At 66.7% G+C, this 16,386-nt stretch carries 15 protein-coding genes and 1 pseudogene; 3 read left to right on the top strand and 13 right to left on the bottom strand.

The genetic code is table 11. The features are described 5' to 3' along the window. Positions 1 to 9: 9 nt before the first annotated feature. The 8 genes and pseudogenes from NF551_RS05825 to NF551_RS05790 form a co-directional block, all read right to left on the bottom strand. Positions 10 to 684, bottom strand: coding sequence for an SDR family oxidoreductase (locus NF551_RS05825; protein ID WP_227894836.1), 675 nt, complete (start codon positions 682 to 684; stop codon positions 10 to 12). Between the two features lie 88 nt (positions 685 to 772). After that, complete coding sequence (locus NF551_RS05820) at positions 773 to 1,591, bottom strand: HpcH/HpaI aldolase/citrate lyase family protein (protein WP_227894837.1); 819 nt, start codon at positions 1,589 to 1,591, stop codon at positions 773 to 775. 63 nt (positions 1,592 to 1,654) lie between these two features. Next, the gene (locus NF551_RS05815; protein WP_227894838.1) at positions 1,655 to 2,200 is read right to left on the bottom strand and encodes a MaoC family dehydratase; all 546 of its coding nucleotides are present in this window, start codon (positions 2,198 to 2,200) and stop codon (positions 1,655 to 1,657) included. Continuing rightward, positions 2,193 to 2,834 carry a CoA transferase subunit B gene (locus tag NF551_RS05810; RefSeq protein ID WP_227895324.1) on the bottom strand — a complete coding sequence of 214 codons (642 nt, stop codon included), beginning with the start codon at positions 2,832 to 2,834 and terminating at the stop codon, positions 2,193 to 2,195. The genes NF551_RS05815 and NF551_RS05810 overlap by 8 nt, the downstream gene beginning before the upstream one ends. 39 nt (positions 2,835 to 2,873) lie before the next feature. After that, a pseudogene (locus NF551_RS05805) lies at positions 2,874 to 3,641 on the bottom strand (CoA transferase subunit A); the annotation flags it as partial. A gap of 45 nt (positions 3,642 to 3,686) precedes the next feature. Then, positions 3,687 to 4,850 carry an acyl-CoA dehydrogenase family protein gene (locus tag NF551_RS05800; RefSeq protein ID WP_227894839.1) on the bottom strand — a complete coding sequence of 388 codons (1,164 nt, stop codon included), beginning with the start codon at positions 4,848 to 4,850 and terminating at the stop codon, positions 3,687 to 3,689. Continuing rightward, on the bottom strand, positions 4,837 to 6,960 hold the full coding sequence (locus tag NF551_RS05795) for an acetyl/propionyl/methylcrotonyl-CoA carboxylase subunit alpha (protein WP_227894840.1): 2,124 nt from the start codon (positions 6,958 to 6,960) through the stop codon (positions 4,837 to 4,839). The genes NF551_RS05800 and NF551_RS05795 overlap by 14 nt, the downstream gene beginning before the upstream one ends. 4 nt (positions 6,961 to 6,964) lie before the next feature. After that, positions 6,965 to 8,569 carry a carboxyl transferase domain-containing protein gene (locus tag NF551_RS05790; protein ID WP_227894841.1) on the bottom strand — a complete coding sequence of 535 codons (1,605 nt, stop codon included), beginning with the start codon at positions 8,567 to 8,569 and terminating at the stop codon, positions 6,965 to 6,967. A 148-nt stretch (positions 8,570 to 8,717) separates the two neighbouring features. On the opposite strand from NF551_RS05790, the gene NF551_RS05785 reads away from it, so the two are divergent. Further along, entirely contained in the window at positions 8,718 to 9,332 is a 615-nt protein-coding gene (locus NF551_RS05785; protein WP_227894842.1) for a TetR/AcrR family transcriptional regulator, read from the top strand. A 39-nt stretch (positions 9,333 to 9,371) separates the two neighbouring features. After that, on the top strand, positions 9,372 to 9,845 hold the full coding sequence (locus NF551_RS05780) for a GNAT family N-acetyltransferase (RefSeq protein ID WP_227894843.1): 474 nt from the start codon (positions 9,372 to 9,374) through the stop codon (positions 9,843 to 9,845). A 94-nt stretch (positions 9,846 to 9,939) separates the two neighbouring features. Here NF551_RS05780 and NF551_RS05775 read toward each other — a convergent pair whose 3' ends face one another. The 3 genes from NF551_RS05775 to pdhA are packed head-to-tail and all read right to left on the bottom strand — an operon-like array spanning position 9,940 to position 13,486. Continuing rightward, positions 9,940 to 11,319, bottom strand: a complete 1,380-nt coding sequence (locus NF551_RS05775; RefSeq protein ID WP_227894844.1) for a dihydrolipoamide acetyltransferase family protein — start codon at positions 11,317 to 11,319, stop codon at positions 9,940 to 9,942. Further along, entirely contained in the window at positions 11,316 to 12,338 is a 1,023-nt protein-coding gene (locus tag NF551_RS05770) for an alpha-ketoacid dehydrogenase subunit beta (RefSeq protein ID WP_227894845.1), read from the bottom strand. The genes NF551_RS05775 and NF551_RS05770 overlap by 4 nt, the downstream gene beginning before the upstream one ends. Beyond that, positions 12,335 to 13,486, bottom strand: a complete 1,152-nt coding sequence (gene pdhA, locus NF551_RS05765) for a pyruvate dehydrogenase (acetyl-transferring) E1 component subunit alpha (RefSeq protein WP_423721369.1) — start codon at positions 13,484 to 13,486, stop codon at positions 12,335 to 12,337. The genes NF551_RS05770 and pdhA overlap by 4 nt, the downstream gene beginning before the upstream one ends. Before the next feature lie 169 nt (positions 13,487 to 13,655). Here pdhA and NF551_RS05760 point away from each other — a divergent pair, with 169 nt between their 5' ends. Next, positions 13,656 to 14,135, top strand: coding sequence for an Lrp/AsnC family transcriptional regulator (locus NF551_RS05760; protein WP_227894846.1), 480 nt, complete (start codon positions 13,656 to 13,658; stop codon positions 14,133 to 14,135). A 67-nt stretch (positions 14,136 to 14,202) separates the two neighbouring features. Here the strand turns inward: NF551_RS05760 and NF551_RS05755 are convergent, their stop codons facing one another. Further along, complete coding sequence (locus NF551_RS05755) at positions 14,203 to 15,825, bottom strand: solute symporter family protein (protein WP_227894847.1); 1,623 nt, start codon at positions 15,823 to 15,825, stop codon at positions 14,203 to 14,205. Next, positions 15,822 to 16,193, bottom strand: a complete 372-nt coding sequence (locus NF551_RS05750) for a DUF485 domain-containing protein (protein ID WP_227894848.1) — start codon at positions 16,191 to 16,193, stop codon at positions 15,822 to 15,824. The genes NF551_RS05755 and NF551_RS05750 overlap by 4 nt, the downstream gene beginning before the upstream one ends. Positions 16,194 to 16,386 lie beyond the last annotated feature (193 nt).

Raw genomic sequence — 16,386 nt, 5'->3', positions numbered from 1 at the left:
GCACACGGCCTACAAAGCAACAGGGAGCGCCGCAACGGCCTCCGGAATCGTCTCCGTCCCGGTGACCAGGCCCAGGACCTGCCCGCCGCCGCGGCCGCTGGTGACGAGTTCAGCCAGCACCGCGGCGACGTCCTGGCGCGGAATCGTGTTCGGGGCGACATCCCGGCCCAGCTCCACCAGCCCCACCGGATCCCCGTTGGTCAATGTCCCGGGCTTCACGATCGTCCAGTCCAGGCTTTCCCGTGACCGCAGGTCCTCTTCCGCCGCGAGTTTCGCTGTGAGATAGGCATACATGGCATCGGACGTCCCTTCCGGGCGCCCGTCCCGGACGGTCTCCGTTCCGGCTGAGGAAATCTGGATCAGGCGCTGCACTCCGGCCTGCTCGGCGGCTTCGGCCAGGAGGACGGCCCCGGCACGGTCCACCGCGTCCTTGCGTTCAATGCTGCTGCCCGGGCCGGCTCCGGCGGCGAAGACTGCAACGTCGGCTCCGCTCAAGACCTGGGTCAGGTCTTCCAAGGTGCTGTTTTCCAAGTCCAGGACGACGGGCGCCACGAGATCGCGTTCCAGGTCCCCCGACTGGTCAGGATCACGGATCAGGCCCGCTACGTCGTTGCCGGCGGCCCCCAGGAGGCGGCCGGTTTCGCGTGCAATCTGCCCGTGGGCTCCAGCTATGACTATGCGCATAACCCCAGTATCGGCGGGCGCCGCACAGATTTCCCCGGTTCGGCGAAAGTTCTTCCAGCTTTCCGGGAACCTGCTGCGGTACCGGGGATCAGGCCAGGATGCCGGCCCGGCGCAGGGTCTGTTCTGCCTGGCGCAGCAGCGGTCCGTCAATCATCTCGCCGCGGAAACTGAAGACGCCGCCCTGGCCCTTGGCTGCGGCCAGCACTTCCCTGGCATAGTCCTTTTCCGCTTCGGAGGGGGCGTACGCGGCGCGCACGGACCCCACCTGCCCCGGATGGATGCAGGCCTTGGCAGCGAACCCGGACGCGGCGCCGTCGCGCGCTTCCTCTTCCAGTCCAGCGGTATCCGCAATGTTCCCGTAGATCGAATCGATCGCACCTTTGCCGAAGGCTCCGGCGGCCAGCAGGACGGCGGATCGCGCGGCGACAGCGACGCTGCGGTAACTGCCGTCGGCCCTGCGGCTGGATTCGCCGCCGAGGGACGCCAGCAGGTCCTCGGCTCCCCACATCAGCGCCGCCACGTTTTCGGCCTGGGCGATCTCCGGAGCCCGGACGACTCCCAGGGCTGTCTCCAGCAGGGCTACGACCTGGAATTTGCGCAGGGAATGCGCAATGGCCTTGGGGTCCTCGGCCTTGGCCGCCATGACGTAGCGGTAGCCTGTGACGGCGAGCGCTTCGAGGTCGGCCCGGAAGGACGGGCTTCCTACAGGGTTTACGCGCACGATGGTCCGCTCCGGGTCCAGCGCGGATGCAGCCAGGTTTTTCCGGGCCTGCTCCTTGTCCTCGAACGCTACTGCGTCCTCCAGGTCCAGGATCACGGCATCGGCACGTTCGGCTGCTTTGGCGAAACGGTCTGCGCGGTCCGCCGGGCAGAACAACAGGGCAGGGCCCATGGGGAAGGCGGTCATGTCGGGGTGCTCCTTACGTGGTGTCCAGCGGCTTTACCAACCTACCGTGCCGGAGGCTGCCGGTCAGCGGGGAGCCGCACCCTTGGCCCGGTCAGCCGCGTATCCGTCCCCGGTCCACATCAGCGCGGTCCGGGTGAAGGTGGCCACCACGGTGCCGTCCTGATTGCGGCCGGTGTGTTCCAGCGTGACGATTCCCTGCCCGGGCCGGGACCCGGAGAGGCGCTTGTCCGCTACCCGGGTCTGCGAGTACAGGGTGTCGCCGTGGAAGAGCGGATGGGGAAAGGCGACGTCGGTCAGGCCCAGCTGGGCAACGAGGGTTCCCTGCGTGACCTGGCCAACGGATTGTCCGACCATCACGGCCAGCGTCAGCATTGAATTCACGAGCCGCTGGCCGAATGGCTGTTCCGCGCTGAAGGCGGCGTCCAGATGGAGCGCCTGCGGGTTCATGGTCAAGGTGCTGAACAGCACGTTGTCCGCCTCCGTCAGGGTCCGCCCCGGCCGGTGGTCGTAGACCGTCCCGGGTTCCAGCTCCTCGAAAAAGAGACCGCGCTGAACGACGACGCGGGCAGTCCCGGCGTCTGTTCCGCCCGGGCTGCCGGCATCAGACACCAAGGGCCACCTCCAGCGGGGCGCCGGTGGCGGCGACAACCTCGTCCACGCTGACTCCCGGGGCGGTCTCACGCAGCACCAGGGACTCCTGGCCCACTTCGATCACGGCCAGGTCGGTGACAATCAGGTTCACGCAGCCCCGGCCGGTGAGCGGCAGGGAGCACTCCTGGACGATCTTGGGGGCACCGTTGCGGTCCACGTGCTCCATCATGACGATCACCCGCTTGGCGCCGAAGACCAGGTCCATGGCGCCGCCCATGCCTTTGACCATCTTGCCGGGAATCATCCAGTTCGCCAGGTCACCGTTGGCGGCAACTTCCATTGCTCCAAGCACGGCAACGTCCACGTGCCCGCCGCGGATCATGCCGAATGAAGCCGCCGAGTCGAAGTAGGCCGCCCCGCGGTTTACCGTCACGGTTTCCTTGCCGGCGTTGATCAGGTCCGGATCCAGTGCGTCTTCTTCGGGATAGGGCCCCACGCCGAGAATTCCATTTTCAGAGTGCAGCACCACTTCCACTCCGTCGGGGATGAAGTTGGGAATCAGGGTGGGCATTCCGATGCCCAGGTTCACGTACTGCCCGTTTTCGAGCTCCTGCGCCACCCGGGCCGCGAGTTCACTGCGTGTCAGAGCCATTACTTCTCCTCCCCTGCCGTACTTCTCCTCCCCTGCCGCTGCGGTTCCCGGTGCTTTCGCTGCGGCCACCGTGCGCTTCTCGATTCGTTTTTCGCCCGGACCGGCCAGCACGACGCGCTGGACGAAGATGCCCGGCACGTGGACCTCGGCAGGGTCGATCTGCCCGGGTTCCACCAGTTCCTCCACTTCGGCGATGGTGATCTTTCCGGCCATCGCGCAGAGCGGGTTAAAGTTCATGGCGGAGGCGTGGAAGACCAGGTTGCCGTGCCGGTCGCCCTTCCAGGCGTGCACGAGCGCAAAGTCGGGGGTCAGGGATTCTTCCAGGACGTAGTCCCGGCCGCCGAAGCTGCGGACTTCCTTCGCCTCCGATGCCTGCGCCACGCCGCCCTCGGCGTCGTACTTCTGCGGCAGGCCGCCGTCGCTGACCTGGGTTCCGACGCCGGCGGAGGTGTAGAAGGCGGGAATGCCGGCGCCTCCGGCGCGCAGCTTCTCGGCCAGGGTGCCCTGCGGGGTGAGGACCACCTCGAGTTCACCGGCGAGGAACTGACGGGCGAACTCCTTGTTCTCCCCCACATAGGAACTCACCGTGCGGCGGATCCGGTGGTCGGCAAGGAGCAGTCCCAGCCCCCAATCGTCCACGCCGCAGTTGTTGGAGACTGTTTCCAGGTCTTCAGCGCCCTGGGCATGCAGCGCGGCGATCAGGGCTGCGGGAATGCCGCAGAGACCGAACCCGCCCACGGCCAGGGAAGCACCGCTGGGGATGTCTGCCACGGCTTCCGCCGCCGTGGCTACTGTCTTGTCAATCATGGAGCCGTCCGTTCGTTAATCGCCGTTGACCAACCGGTTACGCGCTCAAAGCCCCAGTTCGCGGGCAATAAGCATGAGCTGAACCTCGGAGGTACCTTCACCGATCTCGAGGATCTTCGAGTCACGGTAGTGCCGTGCCACCGGGAACTCGTTGATGAAACCGTAGCCGCCAAAGACCTGGGTCGCATCCCTGGCGTTGTCCATGGCTGCTTCCCCGGCCACGAGTTTGGCCATGGCGGCCTGGGTCTTGAACGGCTTGCCCGCGAGCATCCGCGCTGCGGCGTCGTAATAGGCCAGCCGGGCGGTGTGCGCCCGGGTCTGCATGCGGGCGATCTTGAAGGCAATCGACTGGTTGCTGCCAATGCTGGTGCCGAACGCCTGCCGCTCGGAGGCGTAGCGCAGCGCCTCGTCCACGCAGCCCTGTGCCGCGCCGGTAGCCAGGGCAGCGATCGCGATCCGCCCCTCGTCCAGAATTTGCAGGAAGTTGGCGAAACCCCGGCCTTCGGAGCCCAGCAGGTTCTCCTGGGGCACCCGGACGTTGTCCAGGGTCAGCGGATGGGTGTCGGAGGCGTTCCAGCCCACCTTGTTGTAGGCCTTTTCTACGGTGAACCCGGGGGTGCCGGAAGGAACCATGATGGTGGAGATGTGCTTTCGCACCGAGCCGTCGGGGTTCTCCGAGATACCGGTGACGGCTGTGACGGTGACCAGGGAGGTAATGTCGGTGCCGGAGTTGGTGATGAACTCCTTGCTGCCGTTGATGACCCACTCCCCGCCGTCGAGCTGCGCCGTGGTCCTGGTGCCTCCGGCGTCCGATCCCGCCTCTCGTTCGGTCAGCCCAAAACCTGCGAGCGCGGAGCCCTCGGCCAGGGCCGGCAGCCACCGCTGCTTCTGCTCCTCGGTGCCGAAACGGTAAATCGGCATTGCTCCCAGCGAGACGCCGGCCTCCAGGGTGATGGCCACGGACTGGTCCACGCGGGCCAGCTGCTCCAGGGCCAGCGCCAGGGCGAAGTAATCGCCGCCCATGCCGCCGTATTCCTCCGGGAACGGCAGCCCAAAGAGGCCTATCTCGCCCATCTGCGCGACGACCTTGTACGGGAAGCTGTGCTCCTCGTCGTGCCGGGCAGAGACGGGGGCGACGACTTCGTCGGCGAACTCGCGCACGGTATCGGAGAGCACCTGGTGCTCTTCACTCAGTTCAAATCCGGGCATGGCCTGCTCCTTCGGTTGGCGGTGCGGGGGTGGCTGGATCGCTGCCGTCTTGGGCTGCCTCAGCCGGCGTGACGGACGCCAGGACCTGGCCGGCCTTCACGAGGTCTCCGGTGCGCAGCGAGATTGACACTCTTCCCGCGAGGGGTGCGGTGAGCTGGTGTTCCATTTTCATGGCTTCGACGCTGAGCAGCACCTGTCCGGCGTCTACGGCATCTCCGTCCTGGACCGCAACGGTGACGACGGTTCCCGGCATCGGCGAGCGGAGGACCGGATCCGCGGCACCCTCGACCCGTCCGGAAGCAGCCAGCCGGGCGCGCAGGCGCTGTTTCCGGTCAGGCAGGCCCAGGACTGCGGTGTATCCCCCGCGGGAGGTCCACAGCTCGGCACCGGTTTCCGGGCTTCCCGGCGTGTGGACAAAGCGCAGGGAATGCACGACGCCGTCCAGCGCCAGCCGCGCCTGTCCTGCCCCGGCGCCCGGTTCACTCTCCAGCGACGCGGTGAGTGGTGCCCCGCCGTCGATCCGTACCCGGGCGGCCTGGGGCGTACCGGTGATTTCCACGGTGTGCGCGGTCCCGCCGGCAGTGACGGCGACGCTCAGCGGACGGGTCCCGCCAAGCCGCCAGCCGTCGGCCCGGTACCAGGGCGAACCGTGCCAGGGCGAACCGTCCGACGGAGAGGGCTGCCCCTTTTCCTGCAGCACTGCCAGCCGCAGGAGCCCGGCTGCGGCGAGTTCAACGTCGTCCGCGCTCCGGAACCGCAGTCCGGGCAGGCGCCGCTCGATCAGCGTGGTGTCCAGTTCCCCTGCCTGCACGTCGTCATCGGCGAGCAGCAGGCGGAGGTATTCGATGTTGGTTCCGATACCCAGGATCACCGTGTCCGCGAGCGCTGCATCCAGCCGCGCCAGCGCACTCTGCCGGTCGGGCCCCCACGCGATGACCTTGGCCAGCATCGGGTCATAGCTGGAGGAGACACGCTGGCCCTGCACCAGCCCGGAATCGGTGCGGATCCCCTCCCCCTGGACTTCCGCCAAAAGCTCCACGGTTCCGGCGGTGGGAAGGAAGCCTTGGGCCGGGTCTTCGGCGTACACCCGCGCTTCCACGGCGTGGCCGGTCAGCTGCACGTCCTGCTGGGAGAGATCCAGGACCTCCCCGGCGGCAATCCGCACCTGCCATTCGACCAGGTCGATCCCGGTCACCATTTCCGTGACCGGATGCTCCACCTGCAGCCGCGTGTTCATTTCCATGAAGAAGAACTCATCCGGTGCCTGGCCCGAGACCAGGAACTCCACTGTTCCGGCACCGGTGTAGTCCACCGACCGTGCCGCTTCGCAGGCCGCTTCGCCGATCCGTTCCCGGGTGGCGGTGTCCAGCAGGACCGAGGGCGCCTCTTCAATGACCTTCTGGTGCCGGCGCTGCAGCGAGCACTCGCGCTCACCCAGATGAATGACGTTCCCGTGCGTATCGGCCAGGACCTGGACCTCGATGTGGCGCGGCGCCTGGATCAGCCGTTCCAGGAACAGCGTGTCATCCCCGAAGGCCGACTCCGCCACCCGCCGGGCGGAGGCAAGGGCGGCGGGCAGTTCACCGGGCTGGGCCACGGCCTGCATGCCTTTTCCGCCGCCGCCTGCCGAGGGTTTGATCAGCAGCGGATAGCCGACGGAGTCTGCGGCGGCCATCAGTTCGGCGTCGCTGAGCCCGGGTTCCGCGATGCCCGGAATCACCGGAACCCCGTAGCCGGAGACATGGTTCTTGGACCGGATCTTGTCCCCCATCAGCTCCAGGGCCTTGACCCCGGGGCCGATGAAGGCGATTCCGTTGTCCTGCAGCAGGCGGGCGAAGGAGGCGTTCTCGCTCAGGAAGCCGTAGCCGGGGTGGACGGCTCCGGCCCCGCTGGCCAGGCACGCTGCGAGCACTGCTTCGGCGTCCAGGTAGCTGTGCCGCGGATCCGCGGGACCCAGCCGGATGGCGCAGTGGGCTTCGCGCACGTGCCGGGCGCCGGCGTCGTCGTCGCTGTACACCGCGACGGTGCGAAGGCCCATGCGCTTCAGTGTTCGAATCACGCGGCAGGCGATTTCGCCGCGGTTGGCAACTAATACGGTGTCAAAGGTCATGGCGTCACATCCGGAAAAGGCCGAAGGAGGTTTCGGGCAGCGGAGCGTTGGCGCACACGTCCAGCGCCATGCCCAGGACCCTGCGGGTGTCGCGGGGGTCGATGATGCCGTCATCCCACAGGCGGGCGGTGGAATAGTAGGGGCTGCCCTGTGCCTCGTAGTCCTGGCGGATCGGTTCCCGGAAGGCTTCCTCTTCCTCGGAGCTCCATTCCTCCCCGCGGCCCGCCAGCCCGTCACGGCGGACGGTGGCCAGCACCGACGCCGCCTGGTTCCCGCCCATCACGGAGATCCGGGCTGCCGGCCACATCCAGAGGAATCTCGGCGAATAGGCGCGGCCGCACATGGAGTAGTTGCCGGCGCCAAAGGAGCCTCCCACCACCACCGTCAGTTTCGGAACCCGTGCCGTGGCGACAGCGGTGACCATCTTGGCTCCGTGCTTCGCGATTCCGCCGGCCTCATAGTCACGGCCGACCATAAAGCCGGAAATGTTCTGCAGGAAGACCAGCGGTATGCCGCGCTGGTCGCACAGTTCGATGAAGTGGGCGCCTTTCTGCGCCGATTCGCTGAACAGCACGCCGTTGTTGGCAATGATCCCGACCCGGTGCCCGTGCAGGCGGGCGAATCCGGTGACCAGGGTGGTGCCGTACTCCTTCTTGAACTCGTGGAAGGAACTGCCGTCAGTGATGCGGGCGATGATCTCGCGGACGTCGTAGGGGGTCTGCAGGTCCGTGGGAACGGCACCGTAGAGTTCCTCAGGATCGACGGCCGGCTCGACGGCGGGGGCGGGTGTCCACGCCGGGACCGGGTCCGGAAACGTCTCGGCAATGTCGCGGACGATTTCCAGTGCGTGCTCGTCGTTCTCGGCCAGGTGGTCGGTGACTCCGGAGGTGCGCGAGTGCAGTTCCCCGCCGCCCAGTTCCTCGGCGGTCACCACTTCACCGATCGCGGCTTTCACCAGCGGCGGCCCGCCGAGGAAGATCGTGCCCTGGTTGCGCACGATCACCGTCTCATCGCTCATGGCCGGCACGTAGGCCCCGCCCGCGGTACAGGAGCCCAGGACGGCGGCGATCTGCGGGATCTTGGCCGCTGACATCTTCGCCTGGTTGAAGAAAATCCGCCCAAAATGCTCACGGTCCGGGAAAACCTCATCCTGCATGGGCAGGAACGCCCCGCCGGAATCCACCAGGTAAATGCAGGGCAACCGGTTCTCCAGGGCGATCTCCTGTGCCCGGAGGTGCTTCTTCACGGTCAGGGGGTAATAGGTGCCGCCTTTGACCGTCGCATCGTTGGAGAGCACCATCACCTGCCGCCCGTGGATCAGGCCGATGCCCGCGACCACCCCGGCTGCAGGGCATTCGTCACCGTACATCCCGGTGGCAGCGAGCGGAGCGATCTCCAGGAAGGGGCTGCCGTCGTCCAGAAGCTTCTCCACCCGTTCGCGCGGAAGCAGCTTGCCGCGGGCCGTGTGGCGTTCACGGGAGCGTTCCGGTCCGCCCTGTGCTGCCTGGGCCAGGCGCTTGTGCAGCTCTTCGGCGAGGAGCCGCTGGGCGGACTCGTTGGCGGCGTAGGCCGCTGACGCGGTGTCCAGTCCGGTGGTAAGGGTCTCCATCGACTTCCTTAGATTGGGGTGGAAGGGGACCTGCGCCGAGACCGGCGCCGGTTAATGTCCGCTAACCCGAATCAGGTTAGTGGCTATTAACTGACCTGTCCACCACAATGGAAGACGTTGCCCACGTTCAGGACCGGGAAAGGCAGGCATGGAAGTCACGAAAAGTACACCGCACGCCACCACAGGGCGCAGTGCGGCCAAGGCGTCCCGCCGCGCCGCCATGCTCGACGCCGCAGCAGCACTGTTCGCTGAACGCGGGTACAACGGGGTTTCCATTGAGGAACTTGGCGCCGCTGCCGGGGTGAGCGGACCGGCGGTGTACCGGCACTTCAGCGGCAAGCCTGCTGTTCTCTCTGCCCTCCTGGTGGGGGTCAGCAAGGACCTGCTGGAGGGCGGAATCGCCGTCGTCGCCGAATCCAGCACGGCTCAGGAAGCGCTCACCGGCCTGATTGAGTTCCAGGTGGACTTCGCCCTGCGCCAGTCGAACGTGATCCGCGTCCAGGACCGTGACCTGGCCAGCCTGCCCGAAGACGATGAGCGCACTGTCCGTTCCCTCCAGCGCCAATACGTGGAGGTCTGGGTAGATGCAATCTCCGCCCTGCACCCGGATTCGGGACTGCCGCTGCTGCGCCACCGCGCGCAGGCTGTCTTCGGTCTGATCAACTCCACCTCCCACACGCTGACCAGCAAAACCACGGCGCGCGAGACCGTTCGGCTCCGTGATCTGCTGGAGCGCATGGCATGGGCAGCACTGAATGCCTAGTAGGCTGGAGAGCAAACACCCCGAGCAGAAAGACCTGCCGTGATTGAGCTTCGTGCCGTAGTACCAGCGGACCTGGATGAGTTCTTCAGCCACCAGCTGGACCCGGGCGCCAACCATATGGCTGCCTTTGCCGCCAAGAATCCGTCCGACCGTGGTGTCTTTGACCTCCACTGGCAGCAAATCCTCAGTGACACCGGGATCACCGTGCGCACCATTGTTGCCGACGGGGAGGTAGTGGGCTCGATCCTCGCCTACCGCGAGGGCGACGTCCCGGAGATCAGCTACTGGATCGACCGTTCCCGCTGGGGACAGGGAATTACGACGGCGGCGGTCGGGCTGTTCCTGGAGGAGTTCCCGGAGCGTCCCATCCGCGCACGCGCCGTGGCGGACAACGTCAGCTCCATCCGCATCCTGGAGCGCTACGGCTTCAAGGTCATCGGCGAGGCACAGAGCTTCGCCAATGCCCGGGGCGCCGTGGTGCGCGAACTGGAACTCGAACTGGCGCAGCACTGAGGCACACACTTGTTCGGAAGGACCCCCTTCCCACGCGGTATTCAGCGTGGAAGGGGGTCCTTTCCTCTTAAGCGTCTCCGGTGGCCGGCCGGCCTTAGTCCATCGCCAGGACCATCGCCGGTTCGCCGAGTACGTCCCCGATATCCCGGAGGAATGCTGCGCCTTCCGCTCCGTCCACCAGGCGGTGGTCGAAGGAGAGGCTCAGCGTTGTCACTTGCCGGAGGGCAATCCCGCCCTCGTACTCCCAGGGCTGGTTCCGCACTGCCCCGAGGGCCAGGATCACTGCCTCACCGGGATTGAGGATCGGGGTCCCGGCATCTACGCCAAAGACACCCACGTTGGAGATGGACACCGTTCCTCCGGAGAGCGCGGCCGGCGGGGTGCGTCCTTCCCGTGCCGTCCGTGCGAGGTCCGAGATGGCCAGGGCCAGTTCCCGAAGTCCCAGCTCCTGGGCGTCCTTGATATTGGGCACCATCAGTCCCCTGGGGGTGGCCGCCGCAATGCCGAGGTTCACGTACCGGTACCGGATGATCTCCCGTGCAGCCTCATCCCAGCGGGCGTTCAGCCCCGGGTGGCGGCGGAGCGCCAGGCAGACTGCCTTGGCAGCCAGGACCAGCGGGGTAAGCCGAACGCCGTCGTACTCCTTGCGTGCCCTCAGCTTTTCCAGCAGGTTCATGGAAGGTGTGACGTCCACCGTGAGGAAGACGGTAGCGTGCGGCGCAGTAAACGCGCTGGCAACCATGGCAGCCGCCGTGTGCTTCCGAATTCCTGCGATCGGCACCCGTTCCTCGCGGCCCTGGCCCAGGTGCGGCGCGTCCGCAACAACGGGCTGTGCACCGGCCTGCATGCCTGGGTCATCTCTCGAGCCGATTGCCGCTTCGACGTCGGCACGCAGGATCCGTCCTTCCGGTCCGCTGCCGGAGATGCCGGCCAAGTCGATGCCCAAGTCGCGGGCGAGCTTGCGTACCGGCGGGGTGGAGCGCGGCCGGTCGGGCATCACCTCGACGTTGCCGGCCGCAACGGCATCAGGCGCAACGGGCACGGGGGCCGGTGCCGGGGCCGGGACCGGGGGCACCGGCGATGCCGGGGCCGGCTGAGCGGACAGTCCTGGCCGCGGCCGGCGCGCCGGGCGGCCCGCTTTGTCCGGTTCCGCGCCGTAGCCCACCAGGGTGGGCTGCCGGCGCGGAGCGTCCTCCACAGGCGCTGTTCCTGCCGGCACGGACGTTCCGGCCGGATCCGCAACGTCAAAGCTGATGATCGGAGACCCGACCTCCACCACGGACCCAACGGATTCGTGCAGCCTGGCCACCACGCCTTCAAAAGGCGACGGAAGCTCGACGACGGCCTTCGCTGTCTCCACCTCGGCGATGACCTGGTTCAGCGTGACGGACTGCCCTTCGGCAACGCGCCAGGAGAGGATCTCGGATTCGGTCAGTCCTTCCCCGAGGTCCGGAAGCCGGAATTCGCGGATCATGCCTGCACCCCTGCCAGCGCGCGGGGGCGGTCCTGCGAGTTCGGGCGGCGCATGACCCGGTCCACGCCGTCCAGGATCCGGTCAAGGTCCGGCAGGTGGTGCTTCTCCAGCCGGGCCGGCGGATAAGGAATGTCGAACCCGGTCACGCGCACGGGTGCGTGCTCCAGGAAGTCGAAGCAGCGCTCGGTAATACTTGCGGCTATCTCTGCTCCCAGCCCGCCGGATTGGGCCGCCTCATGGGTGATGACCAGGCGGCCGGTCTTCCGCACTGAGGCTTCGACGGCGTCGTAGTCCACCGGCGAGAGCGAGCGCAGATCGATCACCTCAACGGAGATGCCCTCGTCGGAAGCCGCGACGGCGGCGTCCAGGGCCGTCATCACCAGGGGGCCGTAGGCCACCAGGGTGACATCATTTCCCGCCGCGGCCACGCGCGCAGCGCCCATCGGCAAGGCGCCGTCCAGTGTCCGGCTGACCTCACCCTTCGTGTGGTAGCGGCGCTTGGGCTCGAAGTAGAGCACCGGATCATCGCTGGCGATGGCCTGCCGGATCATCGTGTAGGCGTCCTGCGGATTGGAGACGCTGATGACCCGCAGGCCGGAGGTGTGGGTGAAGTAGGCTTCCGGGGACTCCGAGTGGTGCTCCGGAGACCCGATGCCGCCGCCGAAGGGAACCCGTATGGTCAGCGGCAGTTTAACGGCGCCCCGCGTGCGGTAATGCATCTTTGCGACCTGCGAAACGATCTGGTCGAAGGCCGGATAGATGAACCCGTCGAACTGGATCTCCACTACGGGGCGGTATCCCCTGAACGCCAGCCCGACGGCGGTCCCCATGATCCCGGATTCGGCCAGCGGAGTGTCCATCACCCGTTTGGGGCCGAACTCCGCCTGCAATCCGTCGGTGATGCGGAAGACGCCGCCGAGCTTGCCGATGTCTTCCCCCATCAGGAGCACCTTGGGGTCCTCGGCCATGGCGTCGTGCAGGCCGGCGGTAATCGCGCGGCCAAAACCCATGCTGCTCATCGTGTTCCGCCTTCCGCGGCAGGCTCCATCATCGAGCGGTACTGGCGGTAATGCTGCTCCTGGCGGTCCAGCCAGCTGTTGGGTTCGGCGTACACGTGGGCGAAGACCTCGTCGGGGCCCGGGTCCGGCAGGCCAAGGCAGGCCGCCCGGAGTTCGGCGGCGAGCGCGCCGGCGTCCTGTTCCACCGAGGCGCGGAAGGCGTCGTCGAACTCTCCCTGTCCTTGCAGGTAGGCGGAGAGCCTGCTGATCGGATCCCGCTCCTGCCATTCGAGCACTTCGGCCTGGTCCCGGTAGCGCGTGGGGTCGTCGGCGGTGGTGTGCGGACCCATCCGGTAGGTGACGGCTTCGATGAAGGTGGGCCCTCCCCCGCTGCGCGCCCGGTCCAGCGCTACCCGTGTTGCGGCGAGCGTGGCCAGGACGTCGTTGCCGTCCACCCGGATGGCCGGGATGCCAAAGCCGGGCGCCCGGTTGGAGACGGGGATCTGTGCCTGCAGGCCTACGGGTTCGGAAATGGCCCACTGGTTGTTCTGGCAGAAAAAGATCACCGGGGCCTGGAAGCTGGCGGCAAAGACCATGGCCTCGTTGACGTCGCCCTGGCTCGTGGCGCCGTCACCGAAGTAGCTGATCGCGGCGTCGTCCATGCCGTCCTGGGCGATGCCCATCGCGTAACCGGCGGCGTGCAGGGCCTGGGCGCCGATAATCACCTGGGTGGGCGCCATATTGACGGAATACGGGTCCCAGCCACCGGCGGCATTGCCGCGCCAGACACGCATGAGATCGGCGTACCCGACGCCGCGGCAGTAGGCCACCGCATTCTCGCGGTAGCTGCTAAAGACAAAGTCCGAGCTGCGCAGTGCCCGGGCGGAACCGATCTGGGCTGCTTCCTGGCCCAGCAGCGGAGGCCAGAGTCCCAGTTCGCCCTGCCGCTGCAGCGACGTTGCTTCGGTATCGATCCGCCGCACCAGGACCATGTCCCGGTACAGTCCGCGCAGGACCTCGGCGTCAACGTCGTCGACCCAGTGGTCGTAGAGCTCATCCGGTACGCGCGTTCCGTCAGGGCGGATGAGCTGGACGAACGGGTTGCGGGGTTCCATTCCGGTGTTTTCGGGATGGTCTACCGGGATATGCAGGGACACTTTGATACGCATCCTTCCGTGTTGGGGCCCCTGGGGTGGCGGGGTCCGAACCTGATGCCCGGGCGCCGTTGCCCGGATAGGTGTGACCCTACTCACACCGAACAGGTGGCACAACCACACGTCAGCAAACTGGGCATCCTGCCCTGCCAACAGGATTTTCACCGTGCTACCGTTGCGCACTATGCAGATTCTGGACCTTACCGATTTCCGTGTCCTGCGGGCCATGGCAACCGACCCGCGGCGCACCGTCGTCGCGCTCGCGTCGCGCCTGGGCATCTCGCGGAACACCGTCCAGGCCAGGCTCTCGCGGATGGAAAAGAAGGGTGCGTTCCTCTCCTTTGAACGGCGGATCAACCCCGTGGCCCTCGGCTATCCGCTGATGGCGTTCGTGCACGTGCACGTCCAGCAGCAGCGCCTGTCAGACATCACTGCCGATCTTTCCGCCATCCCTGAAGTGGTGGAGGCCCATGGTCTCACCGGAGCCGCGGACATCCTGCTGCGGATCGTGGCCCTGGATGCCGAGGACCTGTTCCGGGTGAACAAGGCGATTCTTGCCGTGCCCGGCGTCGAACGTTCTGACACCACCCTGGCCATGGGTGAACTGATCCCCTACCGGGTGGCGCCGCTGCTTGACCGCGGTCCGGCGGCCGGCGCCGAATAGGTTCGCAGACACGCAAAAGGTGCCCTCCCGGAAGGCCGGGAGGGCACCTTTTCTGTGCGGTATTGGGCTAGTGGTCCACAGCCTTTTCCGCGCCGACGCCGGTGAGCGAGCGGACTTCCATTTCCGCCTGCTTCTCGGGCGACTCGTTATCCTTGCTGGTGACCGTTCCCAGCCAGCCCAGGAAGAAGGCCAGCGGGATGGAGACCAGGCCCGGGTTGTTCAGCGGGAAGATCGAGAAATCCATTCCGGTGATCATCGAGGTTTCCGCGCCGGAGACCACCGGCGAGAAGATGATCAGCACGATCGCTGATCCGAGGCCGCCGTACATGCTCCAGACAGCACCGCGGGTGTTGAAGCGGCGCCAGTAGAGCGAGTAGATGATCGTGGGCAGGTTGGCGCTGGCAGCCACGGCGAAGGCCAGGGCGACGAGGAACGCCACGTTCTGCCCCTGGGCGCCGATGCCGCCCAGGATGGAGACGACGCCGATCACCACAACGGTGCGGCGGGCGACCTTCACTTCACCGTCGGCATCGACCTTGCCCTTGCGGACCACGTTGGCGTAGATGTCGTGGGCGAAGGACGCGGCTGCGGTGATGGTCAGGCCGGCCACCACGGCCAGGATCGTGGCGAACGCGACGGCAGCGATGACGCCCAGCAGCACCGGTCCGCCGAGTGCGAAGGCCAGCATCGGTGCCGCGGAGTTTACGCCGCCGGGAGCCGAGAGGATGGTTTCGCGGTCGATCAGGGCAGCTGCGCCGTAGCCGAGCACCAGGGTGAACAGGTAGAACAGGCCGATCAGCCAGATGGCCCAGACCACGGAGCGGCGGGCTTCCTTGGCCGTGGGAACCGTGTAGAAACGCATCAGCACGTGGGGCAGGGCTGCGGTGCCGAGCACCAGGGCCAGGCCCAGCGAGATGAAGTCCAGCTTGGAGGTTTCGGACTTGCCGTACTGCAGTCCCGGATCCAGGATCGCGGCGTTGCCGGACATCTCGACGGCGGAACCGAGCAGCTCGGAAAGGTTGAAGCCGTTGAGCGCAAGGACCCAGATGGTCATGATGCCGGCTCCGGCGATCAGGAGGCAGGCCTTGATGATCTGCACCCAGGTGGTGCCCTTCATGCCGCCCACCAGTACGTAGATGATCATCAGACCGCCGACGACGGTGATGACCAGGGACTGGCCCAGCTTGGTATCGATGCCCATCAGCAGGGCCACCAGTCCGCCGGCACCGGCCATTTGGGCCAGGAGGTAGAAGAAGCAGACAGCCAGCGTGGTCGTGGCCGCGGCAATGCGCACCGGACGCTGCTTCAGGCGGAAGGAAAGCACGTCCGCCATGGTGAACTTGCCGGTATTGCGGAGCATTTCAGCGACCAGCAGCAGGGCTACGAGCCAGGCCACCAGGAAACCAATCGAGTACAGGAAGCCGTCGTAGCCGTTGATGGCGATGGCTCCGACGATGCCCAGGAACGACGCGGCCGAGAGGTAGTCCCCGGCGATGGCGGTGCCGTTCTGCGGCCCGGTGAAGGAGCGGCCGGCTGCATAGTAGTCCGCTGCGGTCTTGTTGTTGCGGCTGGCGCGCAGCACCACCACAAGGGTGACGGCAACGAACAGGCCGAAGATCAGCATGTTCAGCCAGCCGGTTTCCCGGACGGCGTCAGCGGTGACGACGGCGGGGATGTAGAGGGTGCTCATTTGGTGTCCTCCGGAAGGGAAACGCCCTTGGCTTCCAGCTCGCCGCGCAGGTCGGAGGCGATCGGATCAAGGCGGCGGTTGGCGTAGCTGACGTACCACATGGTGATGCCGAAGGTGCTGACGAACTGCAGCAACCCGAGGATCAGGCCGATGTTGATGTTGCCGATAACGGGCGTGGACATGAAGTCATGCGCGTAGTCGGCCAGCAGGACGTAGGCGAAGTACCAGACCAGGAACACTACGGCCATGGGGAAAATGAAGCTGCGCTGGCGTTTGCGCAGCTCCTGGAACTGCGGCGACCGCTGGACTTCCTGGAAGTCGACTGGTGCCGCGCTTCCGGGGTGTGATTGTGGCTGGGGTTCAGCCATCTCTCCTCCTTGGGTAGGGCACGTACGGCGGTACGGCATCGCAGCCTGGAATCCATCGGGGACCCCGGACACCAACGCGCCGGTTGTGATGGGGATCACTTTTCCAAGCCGCGGGTCCCTGGGGCCACTTTCGCCGCACCTGCGTCGGTGAACGGAGCAATCCGTGCGCCCAACGGCATGCCGGGTGCCTCCG

Source organism: Arthrobacter caoxuetaonis (assembly GCF_023921125.1).
Taxonomy (GTDB): Bacteria; Actinomycetota; Actinomycetes; order Actinomycetales; family Micrococcaceae; genus Arthrobacter_B; species Arthrobacter_B caoxuetaonis.
Note: the sequence above shows the minus strand (reverse complement) of the source record. Positions and strands in the feature narration are given on the sequence as shown.

What these genes read in the sequence shown, in the direction of transcription:
- NF551_RS05825 (WP_227894836.1), bottom strand. Translation starts at nt 684, where the DNA reads ATGCGCATAGTCATAGCTGGAGCCCACGGGCAGATTGCACGCGAAACC.
- NF551_RS05820 (WP_227894837.1), bottom strand. Translation starts at nt 1,591, where the DNA reads ATGACCGCCTTCCCCATGGGCCCTGCCCTGTTGTTCTGCCCGGCGGAC.
- NF551_RS05810 (WP_227895324.1), bottom strand. Translation starts at nt 2,834, where the DNA reads ATGGCTCTGACACGCAGTGAACTCGCGGCCCGGGTGGCGCAGGAGCTC.
- NF551_RS05800 (WP_227894839.1), bottom strand. Translation starts at nt 4,850, where the DNA reads ATGCCCGGATTTGAACTGAGTGAAGAGCACCAGGTGCTCTCCGATACC.
- NF551_RS05795 (WP_227894840.1), bottom strand. Translation starts at nt 6,960, where the DNA reads ATGACCTTTGACACCGTATTAGTTGCCAACCGCGGCGAAATCGCCTGC.
- NF551_RS05790 (WP_227894841.1), bottom strand. Translation starts at nt 8,569, where the DNA reads ATGGAGACCCTTACCACCGGACTGGACACCGCGTCAGCGGCCTACGCC.
- NF551_RS05785 (WP_227894842.1), top strand. Translation starts at nt 8,718, where the DNA reads ATGGAAGTCACGAAAAGTACACCGCACGCCACCACAGGGCGCAGTGCG.
- NF551_RS05775 (WP_227894844.1), bottom strand. Translation starts at nt 11,319, where the DNA reads ATGATCCGCGAATTCCGGCTTCCGGACCTCGGGGAAGGACTGACCGAA.
- NF551_RS05770 (WP_227894845.1), bottom strand. Translation starts at nt 12,338, where the DNA reads ATGAGCAGCATGGGTTTTGGCCGCGCGATTACCGCCGGCCTGCACGAC.
- pdhA (WP_423721369.1), bottom strand. Translation starts at nt 13,486, where the DNA reads ATGCGTATCAAAGTGTCCCTGCATATCCCGGTAGACCATCCCGAAAAC.
- NF551_RS05760 (WP_227894846.1), top strand. Translation starts at nt 13,656, where the DNA reads ATGCAGATTCTGGACCTTACCGATTTCCGTGTCCTGCGGGCCATGGCA.
- NF551_RS05755 (WP_227894847.1), bottom strand. Translation starts at nt 15,825, where the DNA reads ATGAGCACCCTCTACATCCCCGCCGTCGTCACCGCTGACGCCGTCCGG.
- NF551_RS05750 (WP_227894848.1), bottom strand. Translation starts at nt 16,193, where the DNA reads ATGGCTGAACCCCAGCCACAATCACACCCCGGAAGCGCGGCACCAGTC.